19 protein-coding genes are annotated in these 14,967 nt (G+C 72.1%); 4 read left to right on the forward strand and 15 right to left on the reverse strand.

Translation table 11 applies throughout. From position 1 onward, the window contains the following. Positions 1-45 precede the first annotated feature (45 nt). From rapZ to JG616_RS05020, 10 genes are all read right to left on the reverse strand, one after another. Positions 46-969, reverse strand: a complete 924-nt coding sequence (gene rapZ / locus JG616_RS04975; RefSeq protein WP_199360402.1) for an RNase adapter RapZ — start codon at positions 967-969, stop codon at positions 46-48. Continuing rightward, on the reverse strand, positions 966-1,925 hold the full coding sequence (hprK, locus tag JG616_RS04980) for an HPr(Ser) kinase/phosphatase (RefSeq protein WP_199360404.1): 960 nt from the start codon (positions 1,923-1,925) through the stop codon (positions 966-968). The genes rapZ and hprK overlap by 4 nt, the downstream gene beginning before the upstream one ends. Then, positions 1,922-2,380 carry a PTS sugar transporter subunit IIA gene (locus JG616_RS04985; protein ID WP_199360406.1) on the reverse strand — a complete coding sequence of 153 codons (459 nt, stop codon included), beginning with the start codon at positions 2,378-2,380 and terminating at the stop codon, positions 1,922-1,924. Before JG616_RS04985 ends, hprK begins: the two co-directional genes overlap by 4 nt. A gap of 28 nt (positions 2,381-2,408) precedes the next feature. After that, complete coding sequence (raiA, locus tag JG616_RS04990; RefSeq protein WP_199360408.1) at positions 2,409-2,738, reverse strand: ribosome-associated translation inhibitor RaiA; 330 nt, start codon at positions 2,736-2,738, stop codon at positions 2,409-2,411. Between the two features lie 108 nt (positions 2,739-2,846). After that, positions 2,847-4,274 carry an RNA polymerase factor sigma-54 gene (locus JG616_RS04995; protein WP_199391851.1) on the reverse strand — a complete coding sequence of 476 codons (1,428 nt, stop codon included), beginning with the start codon at positions 4,272-4,274 and terminating at the stop codon, positions 2,847-2,849. 34 nt (positions 4,275-4,308) lie between these two features. Next, positions 4,309-5,028, reverse strand: a complete 720-nt coding sequence (lptB, locus tag JG616_RS05000) for an LPS export ABC transporter ATP-binding protein (protein WP_199360413.1) — start codon at positions 5,026-5,028, stop codon at positions 4,309-4,311. Then, positions 5,028-5,558 carry a lipopolysaccharide transport periplasmic protein LptA gene (gene lptA / locus JG616_RS05005; protein WP_199360415.1) on the reverse strand — a complete coding sequence of 177 codons (531 nt, stop codon included), beginning with the start codon at positions 5,556-5,558 and terminating at the stop codon, positions 5,028-5,030. Before lptA ends, lptB begins: the two co-directional genes overlap by 1 nt. Then, positions 5,539-6,102, reverse strand: a complete 564-nt coding sequence (gene lptC / locus JG616_RS05010) for an LPS export ABC transporter periplasmic protein LptC (protein ID WP_199360417.1) — start codon at positions 6,100-6,102, stop codon at positions 5,539-5,541. The genes lptA and lptC overlap by 20 nt, the downstream gene beginning before the upstream one ends. Next, positions 6,099-6,653 (reverse strand): phenylphosphate carboxylase subunit delta, encoded by a 555-nt coding sequence (locus JG616_RS05015; RefSeq protein WP_199391852.1) that lies wholly within the window; start codon positions 6,651-6,653, stop codon positions 6,099-6,101. The genes lptC and JG616_RS05015 overlap by 4 nt, the downstream gene beginning before the upstream one ends. A gap of 10 nt (positions 6,654-6,663) precedes the next feature. Continuing rightward, a complete protein-coding gene (locus tag JG616_RS05020) occupies positions 6,664-7,659 on the reverse strand; it encodes a KpsF/GutQ family sugar-phosphate isomerase (protein WP_199391853.1) in 996 nt (331 codons plus the stop codon). A gap of 126 nt (positions 7,660-7,785) precedes the next feature. On the opposite strand from JG616_RS05020, the gene JG616_RS05025 reads away from it, so the two are divergent. Both JG616_RS05025 and murA read left to right on the forward strand, forming a co-directional pair. Then, complete coding sequence (locus tag JG616_RS05025) at positions 7,786-8,022, forward strand: BolA/IbaG family iron-sulfur metabolism protein (protein WP_199360423.1); 237 nt, start codon at positions 7,786-7,788, stop codon at positions 8,020-8,022. Further along, positions 8,022-9,281, forward strand: a complete 1,260-nt coding sequence (murA, locus tag JG616_RS05030) for a UDP-N-acetylglucosamine 1-carboxyvinyltransferase (RefSeq protein WP_199360425.1) — start codon at positions 8,022-8,024, stop codon at positions 9,279-9,281. The genes JG616_RS05025 and murA overlap by 1 nt, the downstream gene beginning before the upstream one ends. Positions 9,282-9,312: 31 nt before the next feature. On the opposite strand, the gene JG616_RS05035 is transcribed toward murA, so the two are convergent. Genes JG616_RS05035 through purM form a run of 4 tightly spaced genes read right to left on the reverse strand, consistent with a single transcriptional unit; the run spans position 9,313 to position 12,576 of the window. Next, positions 9,313-10,029 carry a DUF3108 domain-containing protein gene (locus JG616_RS05035; protein ID WP_199391854.1) on the reverse strand — a complete coding sequence of 239 codons (717 nt, stop codon included), beginning with the start codon at positions 10,027-10,029 and terminating at the stop codon, positions 9,313-9,315. Next, complete coding sequence (locus JG616_RS05040; RefSeq protein ID WP_199391855.1) at positions 10,030-10,848, reverse strand: DUF3108 domain-containing protein; 819 nt, start codon at positions 10,846-10,848, stop codon at positions 10,030-10,032. Between the two features lie 10 nt (positions 10,849-10,858). After that, on the reverse strand, positions 10,859-11,524 hold the full coding sequence (gene purN / locus JG616_RS05045) for a phosphoribosylglycinamide formyltransferase (RefSeq protein ID WP_199391856.1): 666 nt from the start codon (positions 11,522-11,524) through the stop codon (positions 10,859-10,861). Positions 11,525-11,529: 5 nt separating this feature from the next. Then, on the reverse strand, positions 11,530-12,576 hold the full coding sequence (purM, locus tag JG616_RS05050) for a phosphoribosylformylglycinamidine cyclo-ligase (RefSeq protein WP_343224975.1): 1,047 nt from the start codon (positions 12,574-12,576) through the stop codon (positions 11,530-11,532). 113 nt (positions 12,577-12,689) lie between these two features. Here purM and JG616_RS05055 point away from each other — a divergent pair, with 113 nt between their 5' ends. Together JG616_RS05055 and hda are read left to right on the forward strand one after the other, a co-directional pair. Beyond that, a complete protein-coding gene (locus JG616_RS05055; protein ID WP_199360433.1) occupies positions 12,690-13,757 on the forward strand; it encodes a DUF2066 domain-containing protein in 1,068 nt (355 codons plus the stop codon). A gap of 49 nt (positions 13,758-13,806) precedes the next feature. Continuing rightward, positions 13,807-14,502: a DnaA regulatory inactivator Hda gene (gene hda, locus JG616_RS05060; RefSeq protein WP_199360435.1), complete on the forward strand. Its 696-nt coding sequence runs from the start codon at positions 13,807-13,809 to the stop codon at positions 14,500-14,502. A gap of 27 nt (positions 14,503-14,529) precedes the next feature. Here hda and rnk read toward each other — a convergent pair whose 3' ends face one another. Then, the gene (gene rnk / locus JG616_RS05065; RefSeq protein ID WP_199360437.1) at positions 14,530-14,940 is read right to left on the reverse strand and encodes a nucleoside diphosphate kinase regulator; all 411 of its coding nucleotides are present in this window, start codon (positions 14,938-14,940) and stop codon (positions 14,530-14,532) included. Positions 14,941-14,967: the final 27 nt, after the last annotated feature.

The following is a 14,967-nucleotide window of genomic DNA, read 5'->3' on the forward strand; positions in this document are numbered from 1 at the left end:
CACCGCGTGCGCGCGCGGCAACGTTTCCGGACTTCAGTCGAGTTCTCAGTCGAGTTCGCGGTGGTGCGTGGCGACCTCGTTCCAGCCCTGCCGGCGCGCGTGGGCGGCCGCGGCTTCGGCGAGGTAGACCGAGCGGTGGCGGCCGCCGGTGCAGCCGAAGGCGACGGTCACGTAGCTGCGCGTGGACGAGTCCATGCGCGGCAGCCAGGCATCGAGGAATGCGTTCACCTGGCGCAGGAACTCGCCGACGTCGGCCTGTTCGGGCGCTTCGAAGTAGTCGCGCACGGGGCCGTCGCGGCCCGACAGCGGGCGCAGCCGTGGGTCCCAGTGCGGATTGGGCAGGGCGCGCGCATCGAACACGAAGTCCGCGTCCGGCGGCAGTCCGCGCCGGTAGGCGAAGGATTCGAACAGCAGCGACAGCGACGAGTCCATCGCCAGGCCCAGTTCGGTCAGCACCCGGTGGCGCAGCTGGTGGACGTTGAGCTCGCTGGTGTCGATGGTGACGTCGGCCAGCTGGCGCAGCGGACGCAGCACCTGGCGCTCCAGCGCGATGGCGTCCGAGAGCGCCAGGCCCAGCCGCGTCAGCGGATGGCGGCGGCGGGTGTCGGCATAGCGCTTGAGCAGGACGTTGTCGGCGGTGTCGAAGAAGACCAGCTTCGGGTCGAAGCCCAGGGCGCCCACCGCCGACAGCCACTCGGGCAGGTTGGCGAGGTCGCCGCGGCTGCGCACGTCGATGCCCACGGCGAGCTTCTGCGAGGCGCGCTCGGGATGGGTGGCGCTGCGCACGAAGTCGGGCAGCAGCTCCGCCGGCAGGTTGTCGACGCAGTAGAAGTCGAGGTCCTCGAAGGTGTTGAGCGCGACGGTCTTGCCACTGCCCGACATGCCGCTGACGATGACCAGCGCATTACTGGCGGCGGTCGCGGTCGCGGTCGCGTCCGCGGGCGCGTCCGTGTTCGCGGGCGTGCTCATGCCGTGCCCCGTTCGAGGAAGTGCGAGTGGCGCGCGAGAAAGGCCGCGGCGGGATCGACGCCCTTGGCGCGCAGCATGTGCACGCGGGTGGCGGCTTCGGTCAGGACCGCCAGGTTGCGGCCGGGCATCACCGGCAAGGTGATCATCGGCACGTCGAGTTCGAGCACGCGCCGCGAGCCGAGGTCGCCGGTCAGCCGCACCATGCCGCTGGCATCGCTCGATTCGCGGCTGTCCTCGGGGCGCGCCAGGTGCACGATCAGGCGCAGGTACTTGTTCCGCTTCACCGCGGTGTCACCGAACATCTCGCGGATGTTGAGCACGCCGAGGCCGCGCAGTTCGAGCAGGTCCTGCAGCAGCTCGGGACAGGTGCCATCGAGCACGTCCGGCGCGATCTGCGCGAACTCCGGCGCATCGTCGGCGACCAGCCGGTGTCCGCGGGTCACCAGCTCCAACGCGAGCTCGCTCTTGCCGGTGCCGGATTCGCCGGTGATCAGCACGCCGATGGAGTAGATCTCCATGAACACCCCGTGCAGGGTGGTGCGACGTGCGAGGGCGCCGGCCAGGTGGTACTGCAGCACGCTGTAGAGCTCGTGGCCGCGGCGCGGCGAGGACCACAGCGCGATGCCCGATTCCTCGGCCATCTCGATCAGGTCCTCGGGGCAGGACTGGCCTTTGCTCACCACCAGCGCCAGCGGCCCGAACTGCAGGATCTTCTCCAGCGTCTCCCAGCGCTGCCGCGGCTCCAGGCCGTCCAGCCAGGCCAGCTCCTCGGTCCCGAGGATCTGCACCTTGTTGGGATAGATGATGTTGAGGTAGCCGGCCAGCGAGGGCCGGCGGGCCACGGTATCGACCGCCTCGAGCTGGCGGGCGGCACCGGACTGGCCGGCGACCCAGCGCAGCGCGAGGCGCTCGCGCAGCTGTTCGTAGAGTTCGCGGGCGGTGATCGCGGCGTTCATGCGCTCACGTCGAGGCGCAGCAGCAGCGCGCGCAGCGCGGTGATGTCGCGGGCGGCGCGGACCGCGTCGCGGAAGCCGGGGTCGGCGAACTGGCCGGCGAGCTCGGACAGCGTGTCCAGGTGCTGCTGCGCATGGCCCTGCGGCACCGCCATCGCGAACACCAGGTCGACCGGCTGGCCGTCGTGGGCGCGGAAGTCGACCGGCGCGGCCAGCCGCAGGAAGGCCGCCACCGGAACGCGGCAGGCGGCGGTATGGCAGTGCGGGATGGCCACCCCACGGCCGATGGAGGTGCTGCCGATGGCCTCGCGTGCGCGCAGGCCGTCGGCGATCGCCTGGGTCCAGTCCGGCGAGCCGCCGCTGAGCAGGCGGGCGGCCGCGTCCAGCACCTGGTCGCGCCCGCCCGGCTCCACGACCTGCACGATGCGCGCGGCCGTGAGCAGGTCGGTATACGGCATGACGTCGTGCTTCCGTCGCGGCCGCGGGTCAGCCGAACTCGCCGTCGCGCACCGGGTTCCCGCCGCGGCGGTGCTGGTCGATCATCTTCTTCTTCTCCTTCACCAGCATCCGGTCGAGCTTGTCGGCCAGGAGATCGATCGCCGCGTACATGTCGACCGCGCGCGCATCGGCGTGCAGGGTCTTGCCGCCCACGCTGAGCGTGGCCTCGGCGACATGGTCGGGCTTGTCCAGGCTCAGCTGGGTGCGGACCTGCAGCGGCGGATCGTAGAGCCGCGAAAGCCGGCCAAGCTTGGTCTCGACGTAGTCGCGCAGCGCGGGCGTGACATCCATCTGCTGGCCGTGGGTCTCGATGAGCATCGCAAACCTCCTCTCTCGTGGGGTCCACAGCATCGCCCATGGCGATGTCGCGGTTGTCACGGACAGGTTAACCCAGCCCCCGGAGGCCGGGAAGCGGCGGGGCGGTGCTCAGGCGATGCGCACGCGGTCGTGCGATGAAGGGATGTTCAGGGCTTCGCGGTATTTCGCCACGGTGCGCCTCGCGACCGGCACGCCGCCGTCCTTGAGGCGTTCGGCCAGGCGCGCGTCGGACAGCGGCTTGCGCGGGTCCTCGGCCTCGACCAGGCGGCGGATCATGTCCTGGATCGCGGTGCTCGAGGCCTCGCCGCCGCCGCCGGTGTCGATGCCCGAGGCGAAGAACGCGCGCAGCGGCATCGTGCCGCGCGGCGTGTGCACGTACTTGCGCGCCACCGCGCGCGAGACGGTGGACTCGTGCATGCCGATCTGCGCAGCCACCTCGCGCAGGGTCAGCGGGCGCAGCGCCTTGTCGCCGAACTCGAGGAAGCCCGACTGCTCGCGCACCAGGCAGTGCACCACCTTGAGCAGGGTCTCGCCGCGCGCCTCGATGTTCTTCAGCAGCCAGCGCGCCTCCTGCAGCCGGCCGCGCAGGTAGCCGGCGTCGGCCCCGGCCGCGTGCTGCAGCATCTGCTCGTAGCCGCGGTGGATGGTCAGGCTGGAATGGCGGCCGCCGGCCAGCGCCACCTTCCACATGCCGCCCTGGCGGGTGATGACGCAGTCGGGCACGACGTAGGTGTCCTGCGGCATGCCGCCGATGCGTGCGCCGGGGCGCGGGTCGAGTCCGCGGATCAGGTGCAGGGCGGTGACCGCGTCTTCCAGGCTGCAGCCAAGCGCGTCGGCCATTCCGGCTTCGCCCAGCCGCGCAAGCCGTTCGATCAGCGTCGACACCGCGCGCCGCGCGATGCCGCGCCCGGGCGTGTCGCCGGGCAGCGCGTCGAGCTGCAGCAGCAGGCACTCGCCGAGGTCGCGCGCGCCGACGCCGGTCGGGTCCAGGCCCTGGACGCGGCGCAGGACCAGCGCGATCTCGGCCTCGCTGCAGTCCAGTTCCGGCGCCAGCGCTTCGGCGATGGCCGCCAGCGGCTCGCGCAGGTAGCCGTCGTCGTCGATGGCATCGACCAGCGTTTCGCCGATGGCAAGTTCGCGCGGGGAAAGATGGCTGAGGTTGAGCTGCCAGGTGAGGTGGTCGCGCAGGGTTTCCGACTGGGCGATGCGTTCGGACGCGTCGCCATCGGGATCCTCGCCGCCGCCGCGCCCGCTCTCGGCCCAGGCCACGTCGCGGTGGTCGTCCCACGGGTCCTCGTGGGCCCCGGTGCGTTCCTCGTGTCGCGTCTCCGCGGATTCGCCATCCGTGCCCGGCGGATCGCCAGGCGTCGGAACCGGCGCCGAGTCGTCCCACTCCAGCAGGGGGTTGCTCTCGACCGCGTCGCTGATCTCGGCCTCGAGCTCGGGCATCGACAGCTGGAGCATGTGCAGGGCCTGGCGCAGCTGTGGCGTCAGTACCAGTTGCTGTCCCAGCGATGTCTGAAGGCGAGGCTTCACGACGTTCCCCTGTCGACGGGGACGTGCCCCCGGCTCACAGCCGGAAGGAATCCCCGAGGTAGACCCGGCGCACGTCCGGATTGGCCAGCAGCGCGTCCGGAGCCCCCTGCGCGAGCACGCCACCATCACTGAGGATATACGCGCGGTCGCAAATGCCCAAGGTCTCGCGCACGTTGTGGTCGGTGATCAGCACGCCGATGCCGCGGTTCTTGAGGTGGCGCACGATGCGCTGGATCTCGCCGACCGAGATCGGATCGACGCCGGCGAAGGGTTCGTCGAGCAGGATCAGCCGCGGGCGCGCGGCCAGCGCGCGCGCGATCTCGACCCGGCGGCGCTCGCCGCCGGAGAGGCTGGCACCGGCCTGGCCGGCGACGTGCGCCACCTGCAGCTCGTCCATCAGCGACGCGAGTTCGGTCTCGCGCCCCTTGCGGTCCAGGTCCTCGCGCAGCTCGAGCACCAGCATGATGTTGTCGGCCACGCTCAGCTTGCGGAACACCGACGGTTCCTGCGGCAGGTAGCCGACGCCGAGGCGCGCGCGGCGATACATCGGCTCGCCGGTGATGTCGCGGCCGTCGAGCACGATGCGGCCGGCGTCGGCCGGCACCAGGCCGACGATCATGTAGAAGCAGGTGGTCTTGCCCGCGCCGTTGGGGCCGAGCAGGCCGACGACCTCGCCGGCGTCGAGGGTCAGCCCGAACTCGCGCACGACCTCGCGCTGCCGGTAGCTCTTGCGCAGCCCCTCGGCGACCAGCATCAGTTGCCGCCCTGGCCGCCGGTGCTGGCCCCCTTGGGCAGGATGCGGGTGCGGATCTGCTGGCCGTCCTGGCCGCCGCCCTGCACGCGGCCGGTGGCCATGTTGTAGACGATGCGGCCGCCGGCCATGGTGCCGCGGCCGGGCTGGTTGAGCTCGGCATTGCCGGTAAAGACCACGGTCTCGGTCTGCAGGTCGTAGTCGACGTTGCTGGCGCTGGCGTCGATCGAGCCGCCGTCGTCGAGCTCCTGGGTCAGGCGCACGGGCGCGCCGGTGAGGATCACGCGCTGGATGTCGCCGCCGCCGCGGCGGACGTCGGCCTTGGCCGCGCGCACGTCGAGCGTGCCCTGGACGATGCGCACGTTGCCGGCGAACACGCAGGGGCCGCCGTCGTCGGCGAGCATGCAGTCCTGGGTGTTGGACGTCAGGTCCATCGGCTGGTTGCGGTCGCTCGACTTCGCCCACGCGGACGGGGCGGCCAGGGCCGCGGCCAGGGCGAGGAGCGTCGTGAGGCTAGCGGCGCGTGGGGACATAGCGGGTCTGGACCTTGGAAGTGAGCTGGAAGCGCTTGCCGGCCAGGTCGGCTTCCATGCCCGTGCCCTGCATTGTAGTGCCGGGCTGGGTGATGGTCACGGCGGCATCGGTGCGTGCGCGACGCTGCTCCGGGAAGACCTGCAGGGCGTCGGTTTCCATGCGCATGGCCCGGCCGCCGGCCGGGTCGGAGACGGCGACGACGCTGCCGTCGAGCCGCATCTCGCTGCTGTCGGCGCTGATCCAGCCGGCGTCGCCGCGCAGGTCCCAGTAGTACTCGCCGCCTTCCTCGGGCAGCAGGAACACGGGTTCGCGCAGCGACAGGGTTTCATCGGCGGGGTCGCGCTGCAGCCAGGGCGCGCGGAGGGTGAAGGCTTCCTGCCCGCGGCTGTCGAGCGACACCAGTTCGAAGTCCTCGAGCACGTAGTCGGAGCGGTCGCTGGTGGCCAGGGCGTCCGGCTCGTCGGCGCCCTGGCGCCAGGCCGACCAGCCGCTGGCGATGGCGGCCACCAGCAACACCAGGATCAGCGCACCGCGCCAGTTCACTGGCCTGCTCCGGCCGCGTCGGCAGCGATGCCGGCGTCGCCGCGTGCCGCCAGCACGAGGTCGCAGAATTCGCGCGCCGCGCCCGCGCCGCCGCCAAGCGACGACTGCCAGTGGACGCTGGCCAGGATCGCAGGATGCGCATCGGCGGGCGCCGCGGCCAGGCCGGCGGCGGCAAGCACCGCGAGGTCGGTCAGGTCGTCGCCCATGAACGACACCGCGTCGGCGTCCAGGCCCAGGCGCGTGCGCAGCCCTTCGACGAAGGCGAGCTTGTCCTTGACGCCGGTATGCACCTCGACGCCGAGGTCGCGCGCGCGGATCTCGGCCGCCGCGCTGCTGCGCGCGGTGATGAAGGCCACCGCGATGCCGGCGCGGCGCAGCAGCGAGATGCCGAGGCCGTCGTGGACATGGAAGGACTTGCTCTCGGTGCCGTCGCTGGCGATATGCAGGCGCCCGTCGGTCAGGGTGCCGTCGACGTCGAAGCAGGCCAGGCGGATGCGCGCGGCGCGCGCGCGCAGTTCGGGAGGCGGGGAGGGCGGGTAGGCGGGGCGCATGAACGCGGGATCACACCACGCGTGCGCGCAACAGGTCGTGAATGTTCAGGGCGCCAACCACGCGGCCCCCGTCGTCCACGACCACGAGGCCGCCGATCTTGTGCGCCTCCATCAGCTGCGCCGCCTCGACCGCAAGCGCGTCGGCGCCGATGGTGCGCGGGCTGCGCGTCATCACGTCGGCGATCGGCGCGGTGCGCACGTCGATGCCCGCGTCCAGGCTGCGGCGCAGGTCGCCGTCGGTGTAGAGGCCCAGCAGGCGGCCGTCGTCGTCGACGACGGCGGTCATGCCGAGCATCTTGCGGCTGATCTCGGCCAGGGCCTCGCTCACGGTCGCGCTGGCCGGCACGCGCGGCACGGCATCGCCGGTGTGCATGACGTCGGCGATGTGCAGCAGCAGGCGGCGTCCGAGCGCGCCGGCCGGGTGCGAGCGCGCGAAGTCGTCGGCGGTGAAGCCGCGCGCCTCGAGCAGGGCCACCGCCAGCGCGTCGCCCATGGCGAGCGAGGCCGTGGTGCTCGCGGTCGGTGCCAGGTGCAGCGGGCAGGCCTCCGCCGGCACGCTGACGTCGAGGTGCACGGCGGCCGCGCGCGCCAGCGTGGAGCCGGGGCGGCCGGTCATCGACACCAGCGCGTTGCCCTGGCGCTTGAGCACCGGGAGCAGCTGCAGCACCTCGTCGGATTCGCCCGAGTAGGAGAGCGCGAGGACCACGTCGGCGTCGGTGACCATGCCCAGGTCGCCGTGCCCGGCCTCGCCCGGATGGACGTAGAACGCCGGCGTGCCGGTGGAGGCGAGGGTGGCGGCGATCTTGCGCGCGACATGGCCGGACTTGCCCATGCCGGTGCAGACCACCCGGCCGCCGCAGGCCAGGAGCAGGGCGCAGGCGCGCGAGAAGTCGCCGTCGATGCGGGCCGCGACGGCGGCCAGGCCCTGGCATTCGATCTCGAAGACCCGCTGGCCGCTGGCCGCGAAGTCGGGCGCGCTGGCGGGGTGGTCGTTGCTTCCGGGCATACCGGGCCGGACCCTTTTCCGTTAGGCTAACCGGTTCATCTTACGCGGATTTCTCCCCGCTCCCCCGGTTTTCCAGGGCGGCCGGGAGGCCGCCTCATGTGCCCTTCATGACCTGGACGAGCCGCCTTGGACGCAGACACCATCCGTAAACTCATCGAGCAGGGGCTGCCTGGCGCCGAGGTCGACGTGCGTGGCGACGACGGCGTGCACTTCGAGGCCGTCGTGGTCCACCCGGACTTCGCCGGCCGGCTGCCGCTGGCGCGCCACCGCATGGTTTACGCCACCCTGGGCGCGCTGATGGGCAACGAGATCCACGCGCTCGCGCTGCGCACCCTGACCCCCGACGAGCACCGGCCCGCCTGATGCAGAAGATCGCGGTGGTTGGCGGCGTGGCCCTCGAGGGCGACGTCCGCGTCTCCGGCGCCAAGAACGCCGTCCTGCCCATCCTGTGCGCGACCCTGCTGGCCGACGAGCCGGTGGAGATCGGCAACGTCCCGCACCTGCATGACGTGGTGACCACGGCGCGGGTGCTGGACGGCCTCGGTGCCGCGGTCACGCATGACGCGGACGGGAGCCACGTGCTCGTCGATCCGCGCGGCGTCGACAGCCACGTCGCCCCCTACGAACTGGTGCGCACGATGCGCGCGTCGGTGCTGGTGCTCGGTCCGCTGGTCGCCAGGCACGGTGCGGCCGAGGTCGCGCTGCCGGGTGGCTGTGCGATCGGGTCGCGCCCGGTCGACCTGCACATCCGCGCGCTCGAGGCGCTCGGCGCGCGCATCACCGTCGAGCACGGCTTCATCAACGCCCGCGCGGGTCGCCTGCGCGGCGGCCATGTCGTCTTCGACATGGTGAGCGTGGGCGCGACCGAGAACGTGCTGATGGCCGCGACCCTGGCCCAGGGCACCACGGTGATCGACAACGCCGCGCGCGAGCCGGAAATCGTCGACCTCGCCGACTGCCTGCTGGCGATGGGCGCCGACATCGAGGGCGCGGGCAGTTCGCGCATCGTCGTGCACGGCGTCGACCGGCTGCATGGCGCGCGCCACGAGGTGGTGGCCGATCGCATCGAGGCCGGGACCTTTCTGGTGGCCGGCGCCATCACCGGTGGCCGCGTGACCATCACCCACGCGCGTCCGGACACCATGGACGCGGTGCTCGAGCGGCTAACCGCGGCTGGCGCCGACATCGGCATCGAAGGCGACCGCATCACCGTCGACATGCGTGGCCGCCGTCCGCGCGCGGTGGACATCAGCACCGCACCGCATCCGGCGTTCCCCACCGACATGCAGGCGCAGTTCATGGCGATGAACTGCATCGCCGAGGGCGTGGCGACCATCGACGAGACGATCTTCGAAAACCGCTTCATGCACGTCAACGAGCTGATGCGGCTGGGTGCGGACATCCACATCGAGGGACACCGCGCAACGGTCACCGGCGTCGAGCGCCTGAGCGGCGCGCCGGTCATGGCCACCGACCTGCGGGCCTCGGCCTCGCTGATCCTGGCCGGGCTGGTGGCCGAGGGCGAGACGGTCATCGACCGCATCTACCACCTCGACCGCGGCTACGAGCACATCGAGCGCAAGCTGTCCGGGCTCGGCGCCAGGATCAGCCGGATCGACTGACCGCGGGCCGGTCGCCCGCGGTCGACCGCGGTCAGTTGACCGCGGTGAGCTTCAGGTCGATGTGGTCCTTGCCGTCGCGACGCTGCAGCACGCGCGCCGGCACCGGCAGGCCATCCACCACCCAGGCGATGATTTCGCGCTTGCCGTCGCGACGCACCACGCGGGTGGCGGCATGCGACTTGTCGCCGACCTGGATCTGTTCGGTCCCTTCGACCTGGAAGCGCTGGCGCTTGACGCGCCCGTCCTCCACGAGGCGGTAGTCGAGCGGCTTGCCTGCGGCGACGTCCCGCACCAGCACGAGGTTCATCAGCATGCCGTCCAGGTCGCCGGTGCGCAGCTTGACCGGACCCGCGCGATCTTCCTTGACGTCACCGGTCCAGCGCGCTTCGCCCTGCTGCCAGTCGTAGTCGGCGGTGACGCTCTTGCGCTTGACCAGCATCGCGGCCAGCCCGCTCGTGCCCCGCTGGCTGTCCACGCTCTTCAGCGGGCGCCACTGGTCGCCTTCGACCTCGAACACCGTGCTCTGGGCCAGCTCCGCGCCCATGCCGCCGATGTCGATGCGGTATTCCCAGCGGTCCTTGCCGGCGCTGGCCAGGCTCATCTTCGCCGTCGCCTGCATGCCCATGTAGTTCGCCTGGTAGTCGGCGCTGAAGGGCTTGATCGCAAGCGCCGGCGCGGAGGCCAGCGCGAGCAGGGCGATCGCGGCGGTAGCCGCGACGCGGCGGCGGAACAACGTGGTGTCCAACATCTAGTGAGCTCCTTCGTATGCGACCAGGCGCAGGTCGATGGCGTCTTCGCCGTTCTCGCGCTGCAGGATCCGGATGGGCGTGGGCACGCCACGCGCCACCCAGAAGATGGTTTCATCATTGCCGCCATTGGTCCGTGAAACACGCATGGCGTCGTACGAGAGGCCGTCGACCTCGACGTACTCGGTGGCGTCGGCCACGGCGTACTGGTGGTCGCGCACGCGGCCACCATCGACGAAGCGATAGCGGAGCGCGCGTCCCGGCGCGGCGTCGCGCACGATGGCAAGGTTGATCAGCAGTCCGCTCTTGTCGCCTGCGCGCAGCGCGACCGGCTGGCGGCGTGCGTCCTTGAGGTCGCCGCTCCACTGCGCGACGCTGGACGTCCAGTCGTACACGCCCTCGATGTGCCGGCCCATGAACAGCGCCTTGCGGCGCGTGTCCTGGCGCAGCGGCCGGTAGTCGCCGCCGGCCTCGTCGAAAACGGTGCCCTGGTCGATGTCCAGCCGGACCCAGCGCGCCAGGCCCCGGTTGCCGGTGACGTCGAGGTCGATCCGCCACAGCCTGCCTTCGCGTGCCAGCCGCATGGTCGCGGTGCCTGCCTGCTTTCCACCGTTCCATGCGTCGTAGGTGGCGACGAACGGTGTCAGCACGGGCTGCGGATCCGCGGCCTCGCTGGCAGCCGCCGCCGGGGCGCCGGGCACGCTGCCGCCCGCTTGCGCCGGCTGCTGCACGGCCGACATCGTCCCGCCGGCGGCCAGCGCGGGCAGGACGGTGAGCGCGGCAACGAGCGCCGTGGACAGGAGGCGGGGGGCGGTGTTCATACCGCCGGGATCATGACAACAGGCGGTTGGCTGCCAGCTGAAGAGGTGCGCCCAGTGGCCTGCCGTCGAGCTCGACGGCATCGTCGCGCAGGGTGATGCGACCGGCGCAGAGCAGCTGCAGGCTGCCCACGAGCAGCGGATGTTCGGTGTCGAGCACGCGCGCCGCCAGCGCCTCCGCGTCATCGCCGTCGTGCACCGGCACCCGCGCCTGGGCGATGACCGGCCCCCCATCGAGGTCGGCGGTGACGTAATGGACGCTGGCCCCGTGTTCAGCGACGCCGGCGGCCAGCGCGCGCGCATGCGTGTCCAGGCCCTTGAAGTCGGGCAACAGGGACGGGTGGATGTTGATGATGCGGCCCGCCCAGGGCGCCAGCGCCGCCGCGCCGAGCAGGCGCATATAGCCCGCGCAGACCACGAGGTCCGGCTGTACCGCCGCCACCCGTGCGAACAGCGCGGCGTCGAACTCGTCGCGGCCGGCGTAGTCGCGCGGACGCAGCGCCCCGGCCTCGATGCCGGCATCGCGCGCACGCTGCAGCGCGTGGGCTTTCGCACGATCGCCGAACACGCCAGCCACGCGTGCGTCCAGGCGGCCGTCGGCGATCGCGTCGAGCATCGCCTGCAGGTTGCTGCCGCGGCCGGAGGCCAGCACGGCCAGCCGCGGCGTGCGCTCCGCCATGGCGATCAGCCGATGCGCACGCGGGCGCCAGCGTCGCGCGCGGGCACCACGGTGCCGATCGTCCGGTGCGCGAGCGAAAGCGCGTCCAGTGCCGCGGCCACAGCGCCGGCGCGCGCCGGGTCGACCACCAGCACGAAGCCGAGGCCGCAGTTGAAGGTGCGCCACATTTCCTCGGGGGCCACCGCGCCTTCGCGCTGCAGCCAGTCGAACACCGCGGGCAGCGCCCACGCCGAGGCGTCGATCTCGAGGGCGAGGCCCTCGGGCACCACGCGGATGATGTTCTCGGTCAGGCCGCCGCCGGTGATGTGCGCCATGGCGTGGATCGAGCCGCCCTCGGCGCCGCGCAGCAGCTCGAGCACCGGCTTCACGTACAGCGCGGTGGGCGCCATCAGCGCGTCCTCGAGGCGCACGCCGTCGAGGTCGGTGTGGCCGGGCCGGCCGGCGCGGTCGTAGATGCGACGGATCAGCGAGTAGCCGTTGGAATGCGGTCCGCTCGAGGCGATGCCGATCAGCACGTCGCCGGCGGCGACGCGGCCACCGTCGCGCAACTCGGACTTCTCCACCGCGCCCACGGTGAAGCCGGCCAGGTCGTACTCGCCGGGGCCGTACATGTCGGGCATCTCGGCGGTCTCGCCGCCGATCAGCGCGCAGCCCGCCAGCTCGCAGCCGCGGGCGATGCCGCCGACCACGGCCACCGTGGTGTCGATGTCGAGCTTGCCGGTGGCGAAGTAGTCGAGGAAGAACAGCGGCTCGGCGCCCTGCACCAGCACGTCGTTCACGCACATGCCGACCAGGTCGATGCCGATGGTGTCGTGGCGGCCCAGCTGCTGCGCGAGCTTCAGCTTGGTGCCCACGCCATCCGTGCCCGAGACGAGCACGGGCTCGCGGTACTTGCCCGACAGGTCGAACAGCGCGCCGAAGCCGCCCAGGCCGCCCATCACTTCGGGGCGGAAGGTGCGCTTCACCAGCGGCTTGATGCGTTCGACGACTTCATTGCCCGCGTCGATGTCGACGCCGGCGTCACGGTAGGTCAGCGGAGTGGGGCTGGTCACGATGGCTCGCCGGCGCATGGAAACGTTCATTTTAGCAGTCCCGCGCCCGTCTTCATGGACGCGGCGCGGCCCGTGCGGCACCATTCCACGTTGTCATGCTCCAGGGAACGACGATGCCCAAGGCGTTGCTGCTCACGCTGATCCTCGCGCTGCTGCCTGCCGGCTGGGCCCAGGCCCAGCGCGTCGAAGGCGACCGCGCGGGCGCCAGCGGCCTGTACGAGGCCGAGGTGGCGGTCGGCAGCCAGACCGAATCGGCCCGGCAGTCGGGCTACCAGCGCGCGCTGGCGCAGGTGCTGGGCAAGCTGTCCGGCGATGCCGGCGTGTCGCGGCGCCCGGGCGTGGCCCGCGAGCTCCGCCGCGCGGGCGATTTCGTCGAGCACTCCGACTACCGCCAGGACGAGGGGCGCTCCGCCGCCGGTTCGCCGACCTACACCACGACCCTGGTGGTGCGCTTCCGCAAGGACGATGTCGACGGCATCGCCGGCGCGCTCGGCCTGCCGGTGTGGCCGGAGCCCAGGCCCAAGCCGGTGCTGTGGCTGGCGATCGACGACGGCACCGGGCCGCGCCTGGTCGCCGTGGGGCAGAACAACGTCGCCAGGCCGGTGCTCGACCGGGCGCAGGAGCGCGGCTTCCGCCTGGGCCTGCCGGGTGGCAGCGCCGCCGAGCGTGCCGCCGTCGGCGCGATCTGGCGCGGTGATTCGGCCGCGGTCGCGCGCCTGTCGGCACGCTACAACCCGCCGATGCAGCTGATCGGCAAGCTGTACCGTGCCGGCGGCGGCTGGAAGGCGGACTGGACCTTCGTCGACAACGGCCGGGTGCTGGCCACATGGTCCGAGGAGGACACGCAGGCCCGACGGGTCATCGCCTCCGGCGCCGACGGCGCGGCCAACGCCCTGGTGCGCCGCTATGCGAAGGCGAGCCCCGTGGGCCAGCCGGGCGTCGAGCACATCGTCGTCACCGGGATCAACAGCGCCGACGACTACGTGCGCCTGGCGGCCTGGCTGCAGTCGACTTCGGTGGTGCGCGGGGTGCGGCCGCTGCGGGCCACGCCCAACAGCATCGAACTCGAACTGGACCTGCTGACCGGCCTGGCCGGCTTCCGCCGCGTGCTCGACGGCTCGGTGCTGGTGGAGTCGGGTGCCAACCTCGACGGCCTGCCGCCCGAGTTCCAGCTGCGCTGAGGTCCGTGATGGAGCGTCCACCGGTGGCGGCGCCCCGCCGCGGCGGCGCGTGAGCCGGCAGCTGCCGCTGGCGCTGCGCTATCCGCCGGACCAGCGTTTCGACACCTTCGTGGGCGCGCCCGCTGGCGCGCTCGCGCAGCTGCGGGCGCTGGCTGCCGGCGACGGGGACTGGCTGTACCTCGACGGCGGTCCGGGGACCGGCAAGACCCATCTGCTGCTGGCGGCCTGCGCCGAGGCCGAATCCCGGGGCGCCAGCGCCGTCTACCTGCCGATGGCCGCGGCCGTGGGCCGCCTGGCCCTGGCTCTGGATGGACTGCAGGCGATGCACCTGGTCGCGCTGGACGGACTCGAGGCGATCGCCGGCGACCGCGGCGACGAAGTCGCGCTGTTCGATTTCCACAACCGCGCGCGCGCCGCCGGCGTCGCCGTGCTCTATGCCGCTGACGCAGCTCCGGCCGCGCTGCCGCTGGGGCTGGCGGACCTGCGCTCGCGCCTCGCGCAGTGCGCCCGCATCACGCTGCAGCCGCTCGACGACGCCGGGCGCGCCGAGGTGCTGCGGTTGCGCGCGCGCCGGCGCGGCCTGCAGTTCGACGAGGCCGCGATCGGGTGGTTGCTGAAGCGTGCGGGGCGCGACCTGGCCGGGCTCACCGCCCAGCTCGACGCCCTGGACCGGGCTTCGCTGGCGGCACAGCGCCGGGTGACGGTGCCGTTCCTGCGTGAAGTCCTGGGAAGCGCGGGCGGCTGAGGCGGCCCGCGCGGACGTCGTCCTGGCTCAGCGGTGGAGTTCGCCGGCGCGCTCGGGCTGGTAGGTCACTTCCTCGATCAGCACCTTGACGCTGCCGCCGCCCGGCTTGGGCCATTCCATCTCGTCGCCCTGCGACAGGCCGAGCAGGGCGCTGCCCACCGGGGCGAGCACGGAGATGCGGTCGGGGCTGCCATCGGCGTCGCGGGGATAGACCAGGGTCAGCTTGAAGGTCTCGTCCGGGCCGACGCGGAAGCGCACGGTCGAATTCATGGTCACCGTGGTCGGCGGGATCTCCTTCGGCGTGACCACGTCGGCGCGCAGCAGCTCGGCTTCGAGCGCCTGCCGGCCGGGGAAGGTGGCGTCGGGGAGGGACTCGAGCAGGCTCTCCAGCCGCTCGGCATCCAGCGTCGAGATGGTGATGTTGGGTCGGGTGTTCACGCGTGCGTCTCCTGCAATGCGTTTGCC

Origin of the sequence: Luteimonas sp. MC1895 (assembly GCF_016457215.1) — a bacterium.
Lineage (GTDB): Bacteria > Pseudomonadota > Gammaproteobacteria > Xanthomonadales > Xanthomonadaceae > Luteimonas.

Coding starts and splice junctions, on each gene's coding strand:
- rapZ (WP_199360402.1), bottom strand. CDS start 969: ATGAGCACGCCCGCGAACACGGACGCGCCCGCGGACGCGACCGCGACC.
- hprK (WP_199360404.1), bottom strand. CDS start 1,925: ATGAACGCCGCGATCACCGCCCGCGAACTCTACGAACAGCTGCGCGAG.
- JG616_RS04985 (WP_199360406.1), bottom strand. CDS start 2,380: ATGCCGTATACCGACCTGCTCACGGCCGCGCGCATCGTGCAGGTCGTG.
- raiA (WP_199360408.1), bottom strand. CDS start 2,738: ATGCTCATCGAGACCCACGGCCAGCAGATGGATGTCACGCCCGCGCTG.
- lptB (WP_199360413.1), bottom strand. CDS start 5,028: ATGCTGGTCGCCGAGGGGCTGCGCAAGAGCTACCGGCAGCGCGAGGTC.
- lptA (WP_199360415.1), bottom strand. CDS start 5,558: ATGTCCCCACGCGCCGCTAGCCTCACGACGCTCCTCGCCCTGGCCGCG.
- JG616_RS05015 (WP_199391852.1), bottom strand. CDS start 6,653: ATGCGCCCCGCCTACCCGCCCTCCCCGCCTCCCGAACTGCGCGCGCGC.
- JG616_RS05020 (WP_199391853.1), bottom strand. CDS start 7,659: ATGCCCGGAAGCAACGACCACCCCGCCAGCGCGCCCGACTTCGCGGCC.
- murA (WP_199360425.1), top strand. CDS start 8,022: ATGCAGAAGATCGCGGTGGTTGGCGGCGTGGCCCTCGAGGGCGACGTC.
- JG616_RS05035 (WP_199391854.1), bottom strand. CDS start 10,029: ATGTTGGACACCACGTTGTTCCGCCGCCGCGTCGCGGCTACCGCCGCG.
- JG616_RS05040 (WP_199391855.1), bottom strand. CDS start 10,848: ATGAACACCGCCCCCCGCCTCCTGTCCACGGCGCTCGTTGCCGCGCTC.
- purN (WP_199391856.1), bottom strand. CDS start 11,524: ATGGCGGAGCGCACGCCGCGGCTGGCCGTGCTGGCCTCCGGCCGCGGC.
- JG616_RS05055 (WP_199360433.1), top strand. CDS start 12,690: ATGCCCAAGGCGTTGCTGCTCACGCTGATCCTCGCGCTGCTGCCTGCC.